This is a genomic window from Marinifilum sp. (assembly GCF_965230805.1).
GTDB lineage: Bacteria > Bacteroidota > Bacteroidia > Bacteroidales > Marinifilaceae > Marinifilum.
The window spans coordinates 3,839,009-3,857,045 of the sequence record NZ_OZ246019.1 but is presented as its reverse complement, the minus strand read 5'-3'; the positions used below and the strand labels follow the sequence as shown (position 1 = coordinate 3,857,045).

The window sequence follows — 18,037 nt, the reverse complement described above, 5'->3', positions numbered from 1 at the left end:
GTTTATTTTTCGTTTTGGGCTATTTTTTTATTGTAAGGAAGTGGAATCCACGATGCAGGTTTAACGAATCCTGCACTTAGCATACCCTCAGGAGATTTATCGTTTGATAAAGCTAACAAGGCTGCTTGAAAACGCATTGCATCCTCTTTTGAAATTTTCTTGCGATCGATAACTACCGAACATAGTGGCATTTTTTGCGTTTTACCGATCACCCTAAAATCATCCTCGCTTGCCAAATCAACGGCACAACTTGCTGTTAACACATAATCTGATACAATCGCTACTTCAGCCTTTTTATCTATTAGCTCATTAATGCTCTCCAGACAACTAGCTTTATAATAAATATGCCCTGGTTTAATGTTTAAACTATCAAGCTGACGTAATGGAGCGTGATATTTTTCGTAAGCATCCTCTTGTCCGGCTACAACTGTTCTGCCATTAATATCGGCCATTGTTTTAATGTCTGAATCTTTTCTCACCAAATAAACACCAGTTAGCCATTGGTTGTCGTTCACATCAAGGATGTCAGCAATTCTTTCGTAACGTAGATTATTTTCCTTGGTTAACATGAACGCATTCCAAGGTTTTGTAATTACACCATCATGAGTTTTGGCTCTTAACTGATCCTCCATCATGTATGGCTCCATGTAATAGGTAATCTGTAAATCAATATTAAATTGTTCCAACAATTGCTTTTGCAATTCCTCATACTCTCTTGCCGCAATATCGTGAATACATGCACAAGCAGTTTTCTTGCAATATGTATCGTTTAAAGCAAGATTAATAGTTAATAATTTCTCTTTTGATGATGGCTCTCCACAACATGGCATGAAGGCAGTTTCCTCAAATCCTTCATCTTTCTTTACTTCCTTTTTTGGCTTTTCATTACAAGCTGCAAAAAAACTGATTAGTAGTGCAGCTGCAAAAAATTTAATTGGTGATTTCATCTGTTTATAATTTTATTCATCTGTTTATAGTTTTATTTCATTGGTAAGATTCAGATTACCATATAAAAAATAATCATACTCATTTAATTTTTCTTAGACTGTATATACGAATTGGTTCTGATATTGTGTATTTAAACAATCAATAAAAACCGTATATCCTTAAAATTTTAAAGCAGAAAAATTTATAAAAAGAACATTTTTTGATCCATGAATTTTAAGTTCAAACTCTTTGTGTTTGCTTATATGACATCGTTCCCATTGAAATGGATGAAAAAATCCGTCACATTCTTCTTAATTCATATTTACTCTAAATTAAATAGAACGAAGAGATTTCCTTTATTTATATTCTATCTAAACTACTTTACAAAAAGTTTATATCCTGTACAATAATACAATCATTGCTTTTTATTTTCGAGTTTATAGGAGAAAATCGAATCTCTTTTAACCTTATTTAACCCAAGAACTGCTTAACAAGCATTATCTGATCTTTTTAGATTATTTTTTTCACTTAAATTAACCTAAAGGCTTGAGCTTTCTTCAAACGCCCCTCATCACTTTTTTTAGTCTGAAGACGATTCGCATTGCTCCATCGAAAGAAATTGTTGAAGTTAAGCATCGGTGCAAGTCTGGTAATTTTTTTTCACAAAAAAAGACTGCCTAAAAAGACAGCCTCTTAGCTCGTACTTAAATCAATTTGTTTTATTTATTTGGGAAATTCAAATCGAATTCGTCATCACCCATAACACATTGGCCTGTTTCATCTGAACATGTTTGGAAATCAAATGTTCCTTCAACATGCAATGGCAATTTTTTAACTTTAATCTTTTGACGCATCTCAGCAGTATTTTCAAAATAACTCACCTCGCCCTCCCAAATTTTATCGTATTTCTTGTGAGCATTAATTGGCTTAACTTTTCCAATTCTCTCGTAACTTGCATCATCTTCAAAATCGAATTCAATTAGAATAGGACCTAAATCTGCATCAAAATCATTTGAGTACACGTGCCAAGTCTTATCTATTTTGGCCTTGAAGACAACTTCAATAATATCACCTACTTTGATATCTTTCTTTGATAACTCCACTGTCCATTTTGCAGGTTTTAAAATTTGAGCAAATGAAACCGCTGAAACACTTAACATTAGTACTAATAGTACTGCTACTTTTCTTTTCATATCATTACCTTTTTCAAAACGAAAGAGAAAACTCTTTCGCAATTAGTGTTTATCCTTATTTGTATTTAAGACTACAATAATACAAAATAGGATGAGAATAATAGGTTTTTATTAAGCTTAATTAACCTTTGTAAATTTCTGTATAAACATCTCTTCCAAAGAATCGGTTATGAGATCATATTAGCTCTTTGTTTTGAACTTTCTTCTTATCGAGCTTATTTGTTACTCTTCCGTAAATAATTAAGGCAATTGCTGATACTGCCGCAATCCCAACAAAATAGTACCAAATGTAATGTGCATTTGCGGATGCCAACTCCCATTCTGCTCTTGACTCATATAAAGTTGGATCGGGACAATATTTGGTAAGAAGAACTCCTGATAAACCAAAACCTAAGATCGAAGATACAAATGAATGTAAGTGACTAAATCCTAAATACAGTCCTTCTTCTCCTTTGGGAGCCTGTAACGAGAAGTATTCTAAGAAGCGAGGAGATATAAAAGACTCGGCTAAACCTTGGAATACAATCCCAACAATCATCATAAATGCCACAGGGTGCATGTTAAACAATCCCAAGTTAATAGTATCTACATTTAGCAAGTTACCTGCCGCCATGCACAATGCTGAAACAGGCATAATAAACATCCCTATGGTCATTGAAAGTAGAGCTGTGCGCTTGGCCATCAACTGTGTAATTAAACCAACCGAAAGAACAACAATCAGTGGATTTACGTTAGCATACCAGGAAGGAGATGCTCCTTCACCTGCCATACGCAGTACATACTTTGGCATTGTTGCATATAACTGGTGTTGTACCATCCAAAACCCTGTTACGATTAGTATTAAAGCTACCAAACGACCATTTGCAACAACTCTGACTAATGCTTGCCATATTTCATTTAATGATTTTCCTTCACCTTCATGTTTCGAAGTCTTAAAAAAGAAAAACACGGCAAAAACTGCCGCTAAAGTCATTGCAGCAGAGAAAAAGTTCAGGTTTACCAAACCTTCGTTCCCCATAGCCTCACGCAATGGCTTTACAATGGTTTTTCCTGAGAATGACCCAATATTCACCATCATGTAAAAGATAGAGAAGCCTTTTGCACGATTGGATTCTGTAGTTTCTTTAGCTACAGTTCCTGTAATTACCGATTTAATAAATGATCCTCCAACCATAATCACGATTACAATTGGAACAATCATCCATTTCCATTTTGTATTCTCTAATCCTGTAAATTTTGTTACCTCAGTATATTCAACCAATCCTGCCGATTCGAGCATAGTAGGTAGAATAGCCAGTCCGGCATAACCAATTGATAATAATGCAAATGCTAACAATAAGGCCTTTCTAAATCCCATTTTATCAGCTAAAGCTCCACTAAATGTTGGTAGCAGGTATAAACCCGCTGAAAACAATCCGGAAATCATTGCTGCTTCGAAGTCTGTAAACCCTAGGATTCTTGACAGATATATTGTAATAACAATAAAAACTCCATAGTAAGCTGCTCTTTCGAGTAATTCAACCGAGTTGGCTACCCAAAAGGCTCTTGAAAACTTTTCCTTTACCGCACTTTCTTGCTCTGAACTCATTTTAATTCTTTATTAGTTTTATTTTAAGGTATAATTGCATTCTACCAGTTTTTTTATTAATGAGCCTTAAGTTGTATTGAGAATTTTGAGTTTAGTCAAGACTAAAATAGAGGCATAACATCAGCTACGGCGACATTTTTTATGAAGAATAAACTCAAAAGGATTAAAGATTGAGACCTATTTAATGGTAATACTGGTATTATTTAGATGCTAAAAATAAAATCCCCACATGAATTTCACAAATAATAAATTTGATTAATCCCCATTTTATTAAAAATAAAACCGAATCATTCATTTCTGAATCAGCTCATTAAAATGAAGTACGTACTAATCGGACAAAAAGAGATTGTATCATGAGTCAGATTAACTCACTTACCGTTTAATATTTGAAAAATGTCCAAAATAGGTATAACAAATATAAAGGGCTGTTTCAACCATTTGAAACAGCCCCTGTTGGATTAAAGCTTCCTAAGCTAATTTACAGATACACACTTTACAATTCCTTTTTCTGCCGAAGCTAAATAAAGGTTATCGCTGCCATCAACAATCATTGGAATGTATGAACATCCTTTTACCAATTCTTCGATTCCTGCAATTTGTTTTGCTCCTTCTTTACTGTAGATTTTGATACGAGTTGGATCTTTTTCAACCGTTACAATTGCACCATTCGACAAGCTTGTTACACTTACCGGATTGCAACAACCATGGAAATCGTTTATGCTTTTCCCCCTTTGCCCGAACGAAAGAATTTTCTTTCCAGTAAAATCAAAACCTTGAACGCGAAATGCTCCAAGGTTAGCAACCATAATTTCGTTCTTTGCATTCACATTAAAATCTAGAATTCCACAACATGGACGCATATCTTTCATTATCGCTCCAGCTGCTCCTGTTTCTTTGTTAAACATTGCCAATTTTGCTTTTCTGCAATCAGCCACCACCAAATTGTTATCTACTACTCTTGCTCCGGTTGCCGTAATAACACCTTTAAGCATGTATTTTCGTAGCTCTTTACCTTTCTCGTCAAAAACAACACACTCAACAGATTTAGGCATCATCCTCTTCATTTTTCTACCTCTTACCTTCTTAATAACCTCTTCCTTAATTGAGCACAACAAGTAGATATTATTATCAGAATCAACCGCTAAGGAAGATGCTTGGCCTTTTAAATTAGCTTTAAATTGATTAGCTACTTTTCCTTTAGTATCAATAATCTGAACTGTTCCATCTTTCTTTAATGCACAAAGATTTCCATTCTTTAAAACACCTAAATAAATTACATTTTTCAACTCTTTGCCAGCATATTTTGTATCTACTTTGTATGCTATATTGTTCACATTGGCCATTAATTCTTCAATGCTCACTTCATACTCTGCTTTCTTGGCTACATCTGTTAATAATTTTACAATTATAGGATTGCTTTGCAGTTCAGAAGGCATTGCTTTAATCATCTTTGCTGTTTCGGCAGCACTTTTACCCGATACCATTCGAGAAACTAAATTTGCCGCATGAGCCGAAGAAGGGTGATCCTTGATGAATTTCTCGGCCAAATCCGTAAATTCTTTTTCCCGAGGCTCCAGTTGTTTCTTTAAGTCTTCAGCTTGTTCTTTTGTAATTCCTTTCTTATAAAGCTGTGTTATTACATTTTTATATTTCTCGCCAATTCTATTGCTCTCCTTTTCAAAAAGTGCATATAGGTCGTGCTCTTTACTTCCTGTTACAGTTACATTATCCATATCTTTAGCATCGGCTTTAACTGCAATTGAGGTATTCTCTACATAAATAACAGCAAAAGCATTTGTCTCTGAAACCAAAAGACGACAAAGCGTTGGAGTAGGATAATCTCCTTTTATTACGAACTTTCCCTCCTTTACTATAGCTGTATCACTTTGTACTCCTTCTGAAGTATAATGAGCCAGTTCAATTTTAGTTCCATCTTTAACACCTGTGATGGTTCCTGTTAAAGTCATTCCTGACTTTGCTTCATTTTTAGCATTGTTACAGGCAAAAACTCCTAACATAGTTGCCAGAACAATTAGTAGGTTCAATTTAAATTTCATTTGATCAGTTTTTACGATTTGAATTATTGATTGAAGGCATGGTATAAGATTTGGCGCCCCATTTAAACAGCCTAACCTTTTATCCTTGCTAAAAATAATCAATAATTAGATTACATATTTCGATTTCTTCTTTTAATTGCTTAAAGTGCGCATTAGTTGCACTTCCTTTTTCAGCATTTTTGGAGATAAACACATTGATATTCTCCAATGCTTTTTCTTTCCTATTCTCTTTTTTCGTCTTTGCTAAAGCTTCAGCAAATTTTCAAATTCAATTCCTTGTGCAAACATACCTTTACTTAAAAAAGCAGTAAACCAAAGCATTATTAAGTTTTTCATTTTGAATTAAACTTTAGCAATAGCAATTCTTACACATTAGTAGGACACACCTAAACAGCAAAAGAGTGAACAAGAAGAACGGTTTTAACCTAAATTAACGTGAGTTCGACGTAAAATTCTATCCACAGTTTGATCTGATTTTGAGTAGAAATTTTCTCAAATTTTCGAAGGAATATCGGGATATTTCAAGAAGATTTGAGGAAATTTATGCCGAAAGCAGGCAAACACATAATGGAAAGTTCTATTTGGGATAGATTTGCATTAAAAATTTGGAAAGAATAGCGTGCTATTTTGAGGAATTTTTAATGCAAATCTATCCCAAATAGAACTTTCTGTGGATAGAATTTTACGTCGAACTCAAGTTAAATTAACCTAGGTTTGATTGTATCCTTTCTCCTTATAGTTTATTCTTCGTTAAAAAATCTCGTAAGCAAAGGATATGAATCTATCTTTTCTTGACTGAACTCAAAATTTTTAAAACAACCTAAGACTCAATTCATAATTAGGCTGCTACGATTGTATAAGCACGGAAGACATTGCAGGTTGGCCAAATAGCCAATCATGCCTAAAATTAAAATGGGTTGTAATACAAGCAGTTAAACTTGCACAAGCTATTCTTCTTTTGAAAAGTATGCCGTGTAAGCTTGCAGAAGTTAATTTTTTTTCGAAAAGTATGCTGTGTAAGAATGCAATAAACATTTTACTTTCGAAAAGCATGCTGTGTAAGCTTGCAAAGCAAGTTCGACCAAAATAAAATATGACTTGCAAGCTTGCAAAGGCTATTATTTTTTCCAATGAGTATTCCGTGTAAGCTTACAATTACCATTTTATTTTCGTGAAGCATGCAGTGTAAGCTTGCAAAGCATATTCAACCAAAATAAAGCCTGGCGTGTTAGCTTACAAGGCATACTTTACTCGTTTTTGTAACAACTTGAAGAATTAAGCTGGATTAATAGATTTACACGAGATCGTTTTGTTGACCTACTCTTTAGAACCCAAAAATATCTTCCAAGCTTTTATCCAGTTCATCGCCATGAATTAATTTCGCGATAATAACTCCTTCTCTATCAATCAATACTGTAGAAGGCAAATAATCCATTCCATAAGATCCAATAACCATCCCTCTTCCTTCCGGCGGAAATTGATCTGCGACATTCAACCATGGAAGTTCATCATCCTTAATGGCTTTTTTCCATGCTTTGTGATTGGTATCATTTGTAACGCCAAGTACTTCAAATCCTTTGGTATGGTATTTTTGATACAATTCCTTCATGTGTGGAAAAGAAGCACGACATGGTTTACACCATGAAGCCCAAAAATCTACCAATACAATCTTGCCTCTTAAATCAGACAAACTTAAATCTTCATCTGTTGGAGTTTTTAGCGTGAAATCTGGGGCAAGTTTTCCGGGCTGAATGCTTTCCTTTATTTTAATATCTTTCATCATATCTGTAACATTATGATGCAATTTGAAGGTTTCGGGCATACTATTAAAAACTTCTTTCACTTGTTCAATGGTAGCAATATTCTTGATCTGTGGAAAAACCGAGACAACAAAAAATTGGTTTAAATTATTCTTAATCAGATCAAGCTTGGCTGCTTTAACTTCTGTATTTAAGTTAGGTGAAAGCTTATTAAGTTCTTTCCTAATTTCATCATACTCATCGCGATTGGTAACATGCTTTATTTTGGCTTTCAATTGCTTACTCTGAGCATATTTTTCCTGCTCTAAAATCTCATCCTCCATAGCATTAAATCTTTGGATAAGATCATGATTTTTTGAGCCTTTTAAATCGAATTTTTGAATGTAACCACGCTTCGCATCATCGGCATTTGCAGTCAACTCAAGCATACCATTCTCCAACAACAATGGTATTGATACTTTTGAATCTAAAAAACGAAGTATGTATTGATTAACCTCAAGTTGTTTCTTTTTTAAAACAAAATCGCCATTCTCCACAGCAACCGTATCCATACCTATTAAAGACTTGGTACTTTTGTCCCAGATGCCCAATACAAGTTTATCATTTTCCACTCCTTTTATATGGCCATTCAGAATAAACTGATCCTTTTCGCCACAAGAAAACATTGTGCTTATAAATAATATCGCAACTAATAGTCTCATTTTTATTTTAATTAAAATGTTTAAAGAAAAAGAGGGTATTTCCGTAAATACCCTCTAAATTTAATTCCTATTGATTGGCTCCTTTAAGATCAGTAGGCCAGTCTTTGCCATCAGTGCGGGTTAAGCGCACCTGACCCCAAATACCATATTGTGGATACATTTCTGTGTAACGATTGGTAAACTTCACATCAACTGATGATCCATTAAAGTTTGTAAACTCCCAAACTGTATTACCATAATTTGTAATAAGCATTTTGCCAGAACAATTATCATCTACCATAGTTCCTGACTGAGGAGGCCCTGATCCAAACTCAAAGTCATCCACCTCATACTCTCCGGCAAGGCTTATTCTTTTAATATTAATACTTCCAGACCTGCCTATGTTACGCGAAAGAGCTCCACCTGCGTCAATCCACACAAATGAAATGTTACCATCTAAATTGTTTGGACAGGCTATACCCGAATCTACACCTATGATATGCTGACAATCTGCTCCTGTACAATCATATCTAGTATCAGTAATTTCGCCTTCAGCCGTAGTAATAACCCACTTAAATTCCAAGTGGTCACTCGCCTTAAGTTTATAAGGTCTGTCGGTATCAATTAGATCTGAGCTAAATAAGTCATAAAGATCATCAACATTTACATTCACCTTTACTTCCAATGTATTTTCCAAGTCAACTAATGTTGTCATTAATTTACCCTCGGTGCCTCCATGCACCACTTGCTCACCGTTTACATCTTCCAAAAAATATGCATAAACCTCTAATTTCTCAATAACATCATCTTCTTTACCAGGTACAATAAGCAAGTCTAAATCAAATTCACCTACTTCGAACCTTTCTAAGTTTGAGGCAAAAAAGAAGTTATTAAATTCTCCCGGAGTAACATAAGTTACCGTTGCAAGCTTAATATTAAAATCATCTTTTGCGTACTCTTCTTCATCGCAAGAGTACATGCCAATAGTTGTAATTGCTGCAACCAAAAGCATATATATATATTTTATTCTTTTCATCTTTATTTGCTTTATGTTATAAACAATTAGTACTCATTTTGCTTTGTTTGTCCATTGCTCAAGTTAATTATACCTGAAGCAAGAGGACGAGCAAACAATCTTGAATTAGCTTCTATCACATAATCCATAAGCTCTGCATTAGTATTGGCACTTCCCATACTTACAGGATAAAAGCTTCTGCGGATAACAATATCATCAGTCTCTGCATCTGCATTAAGCCTGCGTATATCATACCATCTGCTTGTAAAGGGCATTTCTCTTCTGCGTTCGTCGATAACCATTTCTATAGCAGATTTTTTATCTGTTGGGACATCCATAGCTACATAATCTGCTGTGGCAAAACGATGCATACGAACTTGTTCAACATCTGCTGCGGCACCAGCTATATCATTATTACGTGCCTTTGCTTCTGCCCTAATCAAATACATCTCAGCAGTTGAAGGACCTGAAATACACGCTCCGCCTGCTCCCTGTACATAACCTAAAGGTAAATCACCAGAACCTCCAAAACGTTTAAAATACCCCTCAACCATAAACAACTCGTAACGTTTGTCCAAGGGATTAAATAAATCTATTAGCTCTTGGCTAGGGATTGTGTTTTCGCGAAAATTTGCCTTAAACCTGTTGTAATACTGCCCTTTCCAAAATGCTAATGAGCGACTATCGTTTCGGTTTTGGCTATACTCAAACGAAATTGGATATTCTGCATCAAACATTTCAACTGTGGGAAATTCAGTAGCATAATCTATCATGTCTGAATATTCCGTTAAGGCCTCATCTGCATAAACTGAAGCTAAATCGAATTGACCTACATACAAATAGTAACGTGCTGCAAAAGCTTTAACAGCTACAGTACTAATTCGCCAATTTCGTGTAAATTCAATATCAGCTTTTAATGCCTCTGCCAGGTCCGATTCGATAAACTCATAAGTCTCTTTTAATCCAGACCTGGTTAAATTTTCTTCTCCATCTGTATTGGTTCTTAGCGGTAAGCCAAGTTCATTTTCATTCTGAGTGCTTGGATGTAAGCAATAATTTAGTACTAAGGAAAAATACGACATAGCCCTGATAAAATGTGCCTCAGCCTTAAGCTTTGATAAAAGAACTTTATCGCCTTTTAGCTCTCCTTCATTGATAGATTTTATTGCCAAATTACATGTCCAAATGGTTTCATAGTGGAGGTTCCATATAATATCCCCGGAATTTTCGGTAAATGGAGTCATCACATATTGCTGTTCCATATTAATATCGAAACTGGTTGGCAAGTCTGAATAAAAGTCAATGGGTATGGTAAAATTATCAGTACAGAAAAAATCAGTTTCCGAGGGGTATAAAAATGGTAGTCCTTCAATAACTGCATCTAATTCCTCAGCTGTTTCTAAACTTTTTGCTGAAGATTTTTCTATCGGCTCATCCAAAAACGAATCACACGATACAGCAGCAATTCCAATCATTATAAGTAATAATATATTTTTCATGTGTTTAAAAAATTAGTATCAAGACTCAAGTATCAAGACGCAAGACCTATGAACTCTTAATTAAAGAGACAATCGTTTTAATCTCCGAATCATGTTCGGAGGATGCTACCTTCTTGTGCGTGTTACTTTAATCATGATTGTTTCTTATTAATAATCTTTTAAAATCCTAATTTGAAACCTAAAGTATAAGTAGCTCCCGGGTTAATTCTACTTCCCTTGATGTATTCAGGATCAACATCCTTATCATTAGCAGTCCATACTGTTCCTAAATTTCGTGCATGGGCATAAAGAGTCAGTTTACTTAAACCAAGCTTTGAACATGTATTTGAAGATAAATCGTAACCTAAATACAATTCCTTTACACGAATATGGTCGGCCTTCTCAACCAAAGAATTCAAATAAGGAACATACCATGACCATCTGAATGTTGAATTTACAAAAGATTCAGGTAAACCAGGAAGCCCCATTTCCTCCGCCTGGCCACTTAATATTGCATCTAAATCCTCATGCATTAATGATGGTTTTGTAATTGCAGAAAAATCATATTCATAGGTAGGCCTTCTGAAAACATGTCCAAATTTACCTGTTATTAATGCTCTAAAGGTAAAGCCCTTATAAGTTAAAGTATTATTCCACCCTACTAATGTTGGTGGTATTTGTGTACCCATGTTACGTAATACATCTCTTCCATCTCCATCAAAACCTTCGTAAAAATTAAAGTCAATGCCGTCTTCTCCTTTTATATATGGCGTATTCGGATCTTGCATACCACCAAATACGTAAGAGTAGGTTGGAGCTACCTCATGACCTTCTACATATCTCGCGCTTGTAACTGAATTTCCCATAAACTCGACTTGCAGAGCTGTTACCTCACTTTTATTATAAGCGATATTAGCACCCGTTTTCCAAGTCAATTCGCCAAATTTCATATTTGAATTTAAACTCAATTCAAATCCTTTGTTTGATACTTCGGCAGCATTCAGTTGCTGACTGCTACTACCGTATGTTGGAGCAATAGAAACATTTGCCAGCAAATCCTCACTCTGTTTATTGTACACTTCTAAAGAACCAAACAGTAAACGCTGGAACAATGAGAACTCAACAGCTAAGTTTGTCGACTTCACTTTTTCCCAACGTAATGTAGGGTTTCCCTGATCAATAATGCTTCCTGTAGCTTCTCCCGTTCGAATAGATGGTGTTGAACGGATAGAGACAACTGGGACTTGCGATGCGTTTGCAATGGTATTACCTGATACACCGTAAGTAGATCTGATAATTAATTTATCTACAAACTCTACATCTTTAAGAAATGGTTCGAACTTGGCATTCCAGCTTCCTCCTACCGACCAAAATGGAGAATAACGGAACTCCGGATCGTCTACAATCATATTCGAAGCATCCGTACGGTAACTTCCCGTTACTGTATATTTCTTTTTATAGGTGTAAGCAGCATTTGAAAAGAAAGAAAATACACGACGGTTAGAATAATCAAATCCTTTTCCTGAAGGTATATAGCCAAAATACCCATCATTTGGCAAAACAAAATGCCCCATTACAACTTCGTTTGAACCAAAACCATAAGGTGGATTTACAAAGGTGTTTTTATCTGAATCATATCCGTAAGTATAATCTCTATATCCTTCTTGCTTTGTCCAAATATGCTCAATCGCCGTTGTTAAATTAATTTCATGATCTTCTCCAATTAGTCTATCATAGGTTAACTGATTTCGTAGATCATAGGAGGTTGTTTCGTTAAACTGTTGACTCAAAATCCCTCCTTTAGGAACATAATGGGTGCTTACCTCATTGGTAGCTCTGTCATAATCAATATGGTTATTTACCATATATCTGGTATAGAATGTCTCTTCTGAATCATATCTTTTTGTATCAGTAGAAAATTTTTCAACCTGAAAACTAGGAGTAAATCTTAAACCTTCTAATAATTCTATATCTAAACCTGCCTGAATACGGGTATTATTATACTTCGTTGTATAATCTCTGTTTAAAGTTTCTTGTAGTGGATTATACATCCAATTTTTATATGGCAGTCCTAAACCTCCAGCAGTTCTTGTAACAGGATCAACTACATTTCGATTTACCCAATGATTTAAAGGTGCATATGTACCGTCGATGTTCACTAAATTTTCATATGGCGACATTCTTCTTATCATTCCAAGGTCTGCACCACTAAAATCATTTTCCTTAAACTCTGTCATTAAAGCAAAACGAAGCTGTAACCAATCTTTTATTTGATAAGTATTTCGAAGATTGACCAGAACTTTTTGATTATCATTTTCTTTAAATTGATCTTTTGAGTTATTATACAAAACAGACAAGGCATAATTTGATTTATCTGTACTTCCATTAATAAGAATGTTGTGTTGATGGTTTACAGGCCTTCTCAAAAGGTATTTTTTTACATCATCTCTGTAATCAATTTCTCCTAATTGGGCGATCTTTCGATCCAAATCAGCTTTTGAGATATTGCCTTGCTGATAATCGAAATATGCCTGCCTCCCTTTTGAGTAAAAAAGATGCCCATTACTTAGGTCGTTTGGAACTCCAAAACCTGTTCCGAAATTATTGGCAACTTGATATTCATCTATTTTCAAATAACTCTCAACTGATGCTCCAGGCAGATTATAGTCCATGTCAAACTCTTCTCCAATCTGCATAAAAGAGCTCAACTCAACATTAATTTTCCCATTATCCTTCCCTTTTTTGGTAGTTACAACAATAACACCATTACCAGCCCTTGCTCCCCAAATTGAAGCCGCCGCCGCATCTTTCAGCACAGTTACATTTTGAATATCATTTGGGTTAATGGTTGAAAAATCTCCTTCAACCGGAAAACCATCAACAACAATTAATGGAGCAGTATTACTTCCAATTGTACTAATCCCTCTAATGCTTATTTCACTTTTGCCAGTAGTAGCATTGTAGTTTTGCTGAAGACCAACAACATTTCCTTCTAAAGTAGCTCCAATCTCGTCATTAGGACTACTTTCAAAGTCTGAGCTATTCATAACACTATATGAACCAGTAGCTCTTTCTTTTGAAATCTTCGTCAAACCTGTTCCATATACTTTTACTTCTGCTACTTGTTCTGTATCAACTAAAAGATTTACATTTTGGATTGCTTGACCATTGTACTTTATCTCTTGCGAAACCATTCCCACAAAAGAATACACCAAGACTATATTCTCGTTTTCAAATTCCAAAGAGTAATTCCCATCAATATCGGTTGCAACACCTATGCTAGTCCCTTTAATTATTACAGATACACCAGGAAGTGGGGTTCCTTTATTATCAGTAATTTTTCCTTTGATTGTTTTCTTTTGAGCTACAGGAGCTGTTTCTGCTTCAGGAATCACAAATTCTTTTTCCGAGATGATGATAACATTATCATCAATCTCAAAATCAAGTCCGCGCTCGAACAATACATCTTCCAATAATTCTTTAAGGTCTTCTCGATTCACCTCAAGACTTACTGTTTCTTTACTTTTAACTAAATCGTGATTGTAAAGAAATTCGTAATCGGTTTGGTCAGCGATCTCCGAGAAGAACTCGATTAGGTTTGCGTCATGCATACTCATGTTCACCAAGGCATTTTGCCCTCTCACATTTGCCGACAGTTGCAACACGCCCACCAGCATCAACATTGTAAGTAACTTCATACGCATCAAAGTTTTCTTCCACCTTCTTTTTACAAAAAAGGAAGATATTCCAAATGAATTTTTCATAAATTTGTAAGGATTACAGTTACACATATGTATTCATCTATTGATTCCACTCAGGGATGAATACCGTAATTATTATCATTTCGGGTTTGTTGGTAGCAAACCCGTTTTTTTGTTTCTATATTGGGTTTTGATAGTGGCTAGTTATTATCAAATAATCATTTTAGGTTTAGGTATTTATAATTCATCATTATCTAATATTGCTTTTGAACAATTATCGTATTGTCTTTAAAGAAAAATTTTACTTCGTTCGTCTTTTCTATCATGCCCAGTAATCGATCTAAGTTTTCATATCGTTTTAATGATCCTGTAAAGTTGATATCACCTGCTTCGTTGTTTTGGAAGAACACTTTCACATCATACCAACGCGATACTTTATTCATGATATCATACAAGCTTGATTGCTCGAATACAAACTTTCCATCTTTCCATGATGTATACAGGTCAACATTTACTTTCTTATTTTCAAGTTCTTTCTCCTGTTTCGAGAATACCGCTTGATATCCAGGTTGAAGCAGCAGGTTCGTTCTTGGATTATTACTGTCCATTACAGCCACACGTCCCTCTACCAGAGTGGTTTGAATGGCTTTATCTTCAGCATAAGAAGTAATGTTGAATTGGGTTCCCAAAACTCTAACATCAACACCTTGTGTTTTCACAATAAATGGTCGGTTCTGATCTTTGCTTACTTCAAAGTATGCTTCCCCTTCCAATAAAACAACTCTCTCCACATCTGGAAATTTAGTCGGATACCTTAATCTGGTTTCAGAATTTACCCAAACTTTGGTGCCATCTTCCAATTCCAATTGGTATTCACCGCCTCTAGGCACAAGCAAACTATTGTAGCTAATCTCATCGCTATCCTTGCTACTTGCATCGTAGATCAAACCTGAACCTGTATGATTAATTACAGTTCCATCCTTCTCCTTAATTACATTCTTCTTCCAGTCTGCATCCAAATCCAGCACCTTTCCGTTAGCCAATACCAACTCAGCTTTATTAGAGCCTGGCTTTAATGCAGTCAACCATTGTTCCTTCTGCGAAATAACCGAATCTTCATGACCTAAGTACATCATCACCAAGAATAATCCTGCCATTAGCAATATAGAAGCTGCGTAAGGCAAAACTTTTTTAAAAGTTCTAATTCGTATTGTCTTGCGAGATTCCTTCATTTTACCAAGATGCTTTTTGAATGCCTTATCAACATTAGCCTCCTTAGCCTTTAAAGATTCCTTAGCATCCTCAGAAAACTGCTTCATGTTTTGGTAAAATCGCTTATTTCCTTTGTCGCTCAACCATGCTTCCAGCTCTTTGTTCTCTGCGCTGCTAGTTGGCTTTCCTCCAAGTGACTTGGCAATAATATCGATAATTCTTTCTTCCATCTGTAATTTTTAAATCAATCTATTGATTTCATGTCTTTAATCTAAAGACAAAGCTGTTTTGAAATGATGTGACAAGATTGTGAACTTTTTTTTCATTTATTTGAAAAAAGCCAATCCTAAAATATCAAACTCTGGTTAGATGAAAAGAGCTACTAATGAAGAATAGTTGTAGTGAAAGAAAACCAATTAATTGATAAGCCAGTACTACTCATGAAAGAAAAGCATGTAAAACAAATGTGGTGATTTCAATTTCTCGCGCAACATCTTAAATGCACGAACCATATGGGTACGAACAGTATTCATTGATACACCCAGTATTTCGGCAGCTTCGTTATAAGTATAACCACTTACACAGCATAGCATAAATACCTGTTTACACTTTTCGGGCAGTTCGTTAATTGCCGAATGAATATGTTGGGAATTTTCGATGACCTGTTCATTTACCTTTGGGGCAGATTCTTTTTCTTCCAAATATTCAAGATCATGAATGAGCTTTTTTTCACGTTGCAAATAGTTTAAACAAGCATTTTTAACAGCTCTGTAAATATATGATTGTAGATTTGAGGTAACCGATTTATATTTCTTCTTCTCCCAAAAACAGATAAAAAACTCCTGAACTATATCTTCTGATGCTTCAGTATTTTTTAATATACTATTTGCCCATAAGAATAAGTCCTGATAGTAATGCTTAAAGAATGCTTCGTAGGCTTTCTTACTTCCGCTGTGCAGCAGTTCATTTAAAATGTTATTTGGTTCGGGCATGTGGTTATTTAGAATAGTGGCTTGCTCTAAGCAAGGGTTTGATAGCAAAAATAGAGTTTTTTTTGAAAGGAAGAAATCAATATAATTCTTAGGGCAAGAATTAAATAAGATGTTTGCGTGCCATGATTGCATCCGGAAATTATATCTTTAGTCCGATTTTAGAAAAGTCAGTGTTTCTGATCACAACATCATACGAAAACAAAATAACATGCGAATTACTTGCCTAATCATATTAGTTGTTCTTCTTGAATCTTGTAATTATTCAAATCAAAAAGATGAACCGAAAAAAAAAGATTCAAGCATAAACAATGAAAAACTTCCAGAAGAATACAGCCAATACCGAGACATTACCGGACTTGTTGAAGCTGCTGAATTTCATCAATTAATCCAAACCTGCGACAGTGTTAAGATTTATGATGTGCGCCCAAGAGAAGTATTTGTTTCAGAACCCAGAATTAAAGGAGCAAAATTGATCTATGATTTTAGCTATTTTAATGAGGCTTTGAAGGAATTACACAGAGATCACCAGATAATGGTTTACTGTGGAAAAGAATTAAGAAGTCCGGCAGCAGTAAAATCATTAGTCAATTTAGGTTTTAACAATGTGTATGAATTAAAAGGTGGTTTAACAGCATGGAAATCTAAAAAACTACCCTTGGTAGATAATAATGGAAAGAATTTTAAATATTAATCCTCATTTTATTATTGTTTTCACCCCTTCCTTTGACTTAAATATCAACACATTAACCCCAACACTTCACCTACCGAGTATTGGTTTAATGTTTTTTTAACAGAAAATAACATTTAAAGATTCACCCTATTTTCAGATTTAGCTGTTATTGTAGTGTATGAATTAGAAAGAATAATATGAGTTTGCTAATGGCATAGATTTAAGTAGTAAAATAGAACCTATTCATTGGCATTATTATTATTCAGACAATTATTTTAAAATTATAAATAGCTTAATCATTAAGGGGGAAATAATGAAGAAGAGAGGTATTGCCAAATCAAAAATCCAAATTGGCATTAATGGCAAAGTTGAGAAAGCATGCAAAAAATTGCGAATAAGCATTCAGCAGTTTGTAATTGCATTTGTATTGGCTGTTTGTATACTACCATTAAGCAATGAAGTATTGGCATCAGATAAAAAAATTAAACCTGGAAAAAGACAGGCCACTTTGATACTATCTGATGGAAGAAAAATTGTTTTAAATACTAGTAGTGATACAATTGTAAACTCACAAACAAAGGGTGTTCGTATTGTTGTTGATTCAACTGGGATTAACTACATCACTACACGTGATGAAGAAAAAGTGGAAACTGTAAAGAAATCAACAGTAGCCAAGAAGAAATAAATGATTTTACTTCAGATTTGATTAAAATCAATTTCTTTTAAAAGTTTAACATCTAAAAAAATCCCGATGCCATTGCATG

At 34.7% G+C, this 18,037-nt stretch carries 12 protein-coding genes; 2 read left to right on the top strand and 10 right to left on the bottom strand.

The genetic code is table 11. The features are described 5' to 3' along the window. Positions 1-2: 2 nt before the first annotated feature. The 10 genes from ACO05S_RS15105 to ACO05S_RS15060 all read right to left on the bottom strand — a co-directional run bounded on the left by ACO05S_RS15105 (position 3) and on the right by ACO05S_RS15060 (position 16,603). Positions 3-947: a phosphate/phosphite/phosphonate ABC transporter substrate-binding protein gene (locus tag ACO05S_RS15105; RefSeq protein ID WP_421918843.1), complete on the bottom strand. Its 945-nt coding sequence runs from the start codon at positions 945-947 to the stop codon at positions 3-5. Between the two features lie 699 nt (positions 948-1,646). Then, on the bottom strand, positions 1,647-2,120 hold the full coding sequence (locus ACO05S_RS15100; protein WP_421918842.1) for a protein-disulfide reductase DsbD domain-containing protein: 474 nt from the start codon (positions 2,118-2,120) through the stop codon (positions 1,647-1,649). A gap of 175 nt (positions 2,121-2,295) precedes the next feature. Continuing rightward, positions 2,296-3,708: an MFS transporter gene (locus ACO05S_RS15095; RefSeq protein ID WP_421918841.1), complete on the bottom strand. Its 1,413-nt coding sequence runs from the start codon at positions 3,706-3,708 to the stop codon at positions 2,296-2,298. A 473-nt stretch (positions 3,709-4,181) separates the two neighbouring features. Beyond that, positions 4,182-5,765 (bottom strand): DUF4369 domain-containing protein, encoded by a 1,584-nt coding sequence (locus ACO05S_RS15090; protein ID WP_421918840.1) that lies wholly within the window; start codon positions 5,763-5,765, stop codon positions 4,182-4,184. Positions 5,766-7,089: 1,324 nt separating this feature from the next. Beyond that, the gene (locus ACO05S_RS15085; RefSeq protein ID WP_421918839.1) at positions 7,090-8,226 is read right to left on the bottom strand and encodes a redoxin domain-containing protein; all 1,137 of its coding nucleotides are present in this window, start codon (positions 8,224-8,226) and stop codon (positions 7,090-7,092) included. A gap of 67 nt (positions 8,227-8,293) precedes the next feature. Further along, entirely contained in the window at positions 8,294-9,241 is a 948-nt protein-coding gene (locus tag ACO05S_RS15080) for a hypothetical protein (protein WP_421918838.1), read from the bottom strand. A 26-nt stretch (positions 9,242-9,267) separates the two neighbouring features. Then, a complete protein-coding gene (locus ACO05S_RS15075) occupies positions 9,268-10,719 on the bottom strand; it encodes a RagB/SusD family nutrient uptake outer membrane protein (RefSeq protein ID WP_421918837.1) in 1,452 nt (483 codons plus the stop codon). A 158-nt stretch (positions 10,720-10,877) separates the two neighbouring features. Further along, complete coding sequence (locus ACO05S_RS15070; RefSeq protein ID WP_421918836.1) at positions 10,878-14,396, bottom strand: SusC/RagA family TonB-linked outer membrane protein; 3,519 nt, start codon at positions 14,394-14,396, stop codon at positions 10,878-10,880. A gap of 257 nt (positions 14,397-14,653) precedes the next feature. After that, on the bottom strand, positions 14,654-15,841 hold the full coding sequence (locus tag ACO05S_RS15065) for a FecR family protein (RefSeq protein WP_421918835.1): 1,188 nt from the start codon (positions 15,839-15,841) through the stop codon (positions 14,654-14,656). Positions 15,842-16,045: 204 nt separating this feature from the next. After that, a complete protein-coding gene (locus ACO05S_RS15060; protein WP_421918834.1) occupies positions 16,046-16,603 on the bottom strand; it encodes an RNA polymerase sigma factor in 558 nt (185 codons plus the stop codon). A 208-nt stretch (positions 16,604-16,811) separates the two neighbouring features. Here ACO05S_RS15060 and ACO05S_RS15055 point away from each other — a divergent pair, with 208 nt between their 5' ends. Together ACO05S_RS15055 and ACO05S_RS15050 are read left to right on the top strand one after the other, a co-directional pair. Continuing rightward, entirely contained in the window at positions 16,812-17,294 is a 483-nt protein-coding gene (locus tag ACO05S_RS15055; protein WP_421918833.1) for a rhodanese-like domain-containing protein, read from the top strand. A 292-nt stretch (positions 17,295-17,586) separates the two neighbouring features. Next, positions 17,587-17,958, top strand: a complete 372-nt coding sequence (locus ACO05S_RS15050) for a hypothetical protein (RefSeq protein WP_421918832.1) — start codon at positions 17,587-17,589, stop codon at positions 17,956-17,958. Positions 17,959-18,037: the final 79 nt, after the last annotated feature.

Excerpts from the sequence above, each read along its gene's own strand:
- ACO05S_RS15100 (WP_421918842.1), bottom strand. The coding sequence starts at position 2,120 with ATGAAAAGAAAAGTAGCAGTACTATTAGTACTAATGTTAAGTGTTTCA.
- ACO05S_RS15080 (WP_421918838.1), bottom strand. The coding sequence starts at position 9,241 with ATGAAAAGAATAAAATATATATATATGCTTTTGGTTGCAGCAATTACA.
- ACO05S_RS15085 (WP_421918839.1), bottom strand. The coding sequence starts at position 8,226 with ATGAGACTATTAGTTGCGATATTATTTATAAGCACAATGTTTTCTTGT.
- ACO05S_RS15105 (WP_421918843.1), bottom strand. The coding sequence starts at position 947 with ATGAAATCACCAATTAAATTTTTTGCAGCTGCACTACTAATCAGTTTT.
- ACO05S_RS15065 (WP_421918835.1), bottom strand. The coding sequence starts at position 15,841 with ATGGAAGAAAGAATTATCGATATTATTGCCAAGTCACTTGGAGGAAAG.
- ACO05S_RS15060 (WP_421918834.1), bottom strand. The coding sequence starts at position 16,603 with ATGCCCGAACCAAATAACATTTTAAATGAACTGCTGCACAGCGGAAGT.
- ACO05S_RS15075 (WP_421918837.1), bottom strand. The coding sequence starts at position 10,719 with ATGAAAAATATATTATTACTTATAATGATTGGAATTGCTGCTGTATCG.
- ACO05S_RS15050 (WP_421918832.1), top strand. The coding sequence starts at position 17,587 with ATGAAGAAGAGAGGTATTGCCAAATCAAAAATCCAAATTGGCATTAAT.
- ACO05S_RS15070 (WP_421918836.1), bottom strand. The coding sequence starts at position 14,396 with ATGAAGTTACTTACAATGTTGATGCTGGTGGGCGTGTTGCAACTGTCG.
- ACO05S_RS15055 (WP_421918833.1), top strand. The coding sequence starts at position 16,812 with ATGCGAATTACTTGCCTAATCATATTAGTTGTTCTTCTTGAATCTTGT.
- ACO05S_RS15095 (WP_421918841.1), bottom strand. The coding sequence starts at position 3,708 with ATGAGTTCAGAGCAAGAAAGTGCGGTAAAGGAAAAGTTTTCAAGAGCC.
- ACO05S_RS15090 (WP_421918840.1), bottom strand. The coding sequence starts at position 5,765 with ATGAAATTTAAATTGAACCTACTAATTGTTCTGGCAACTATGTTAGGA.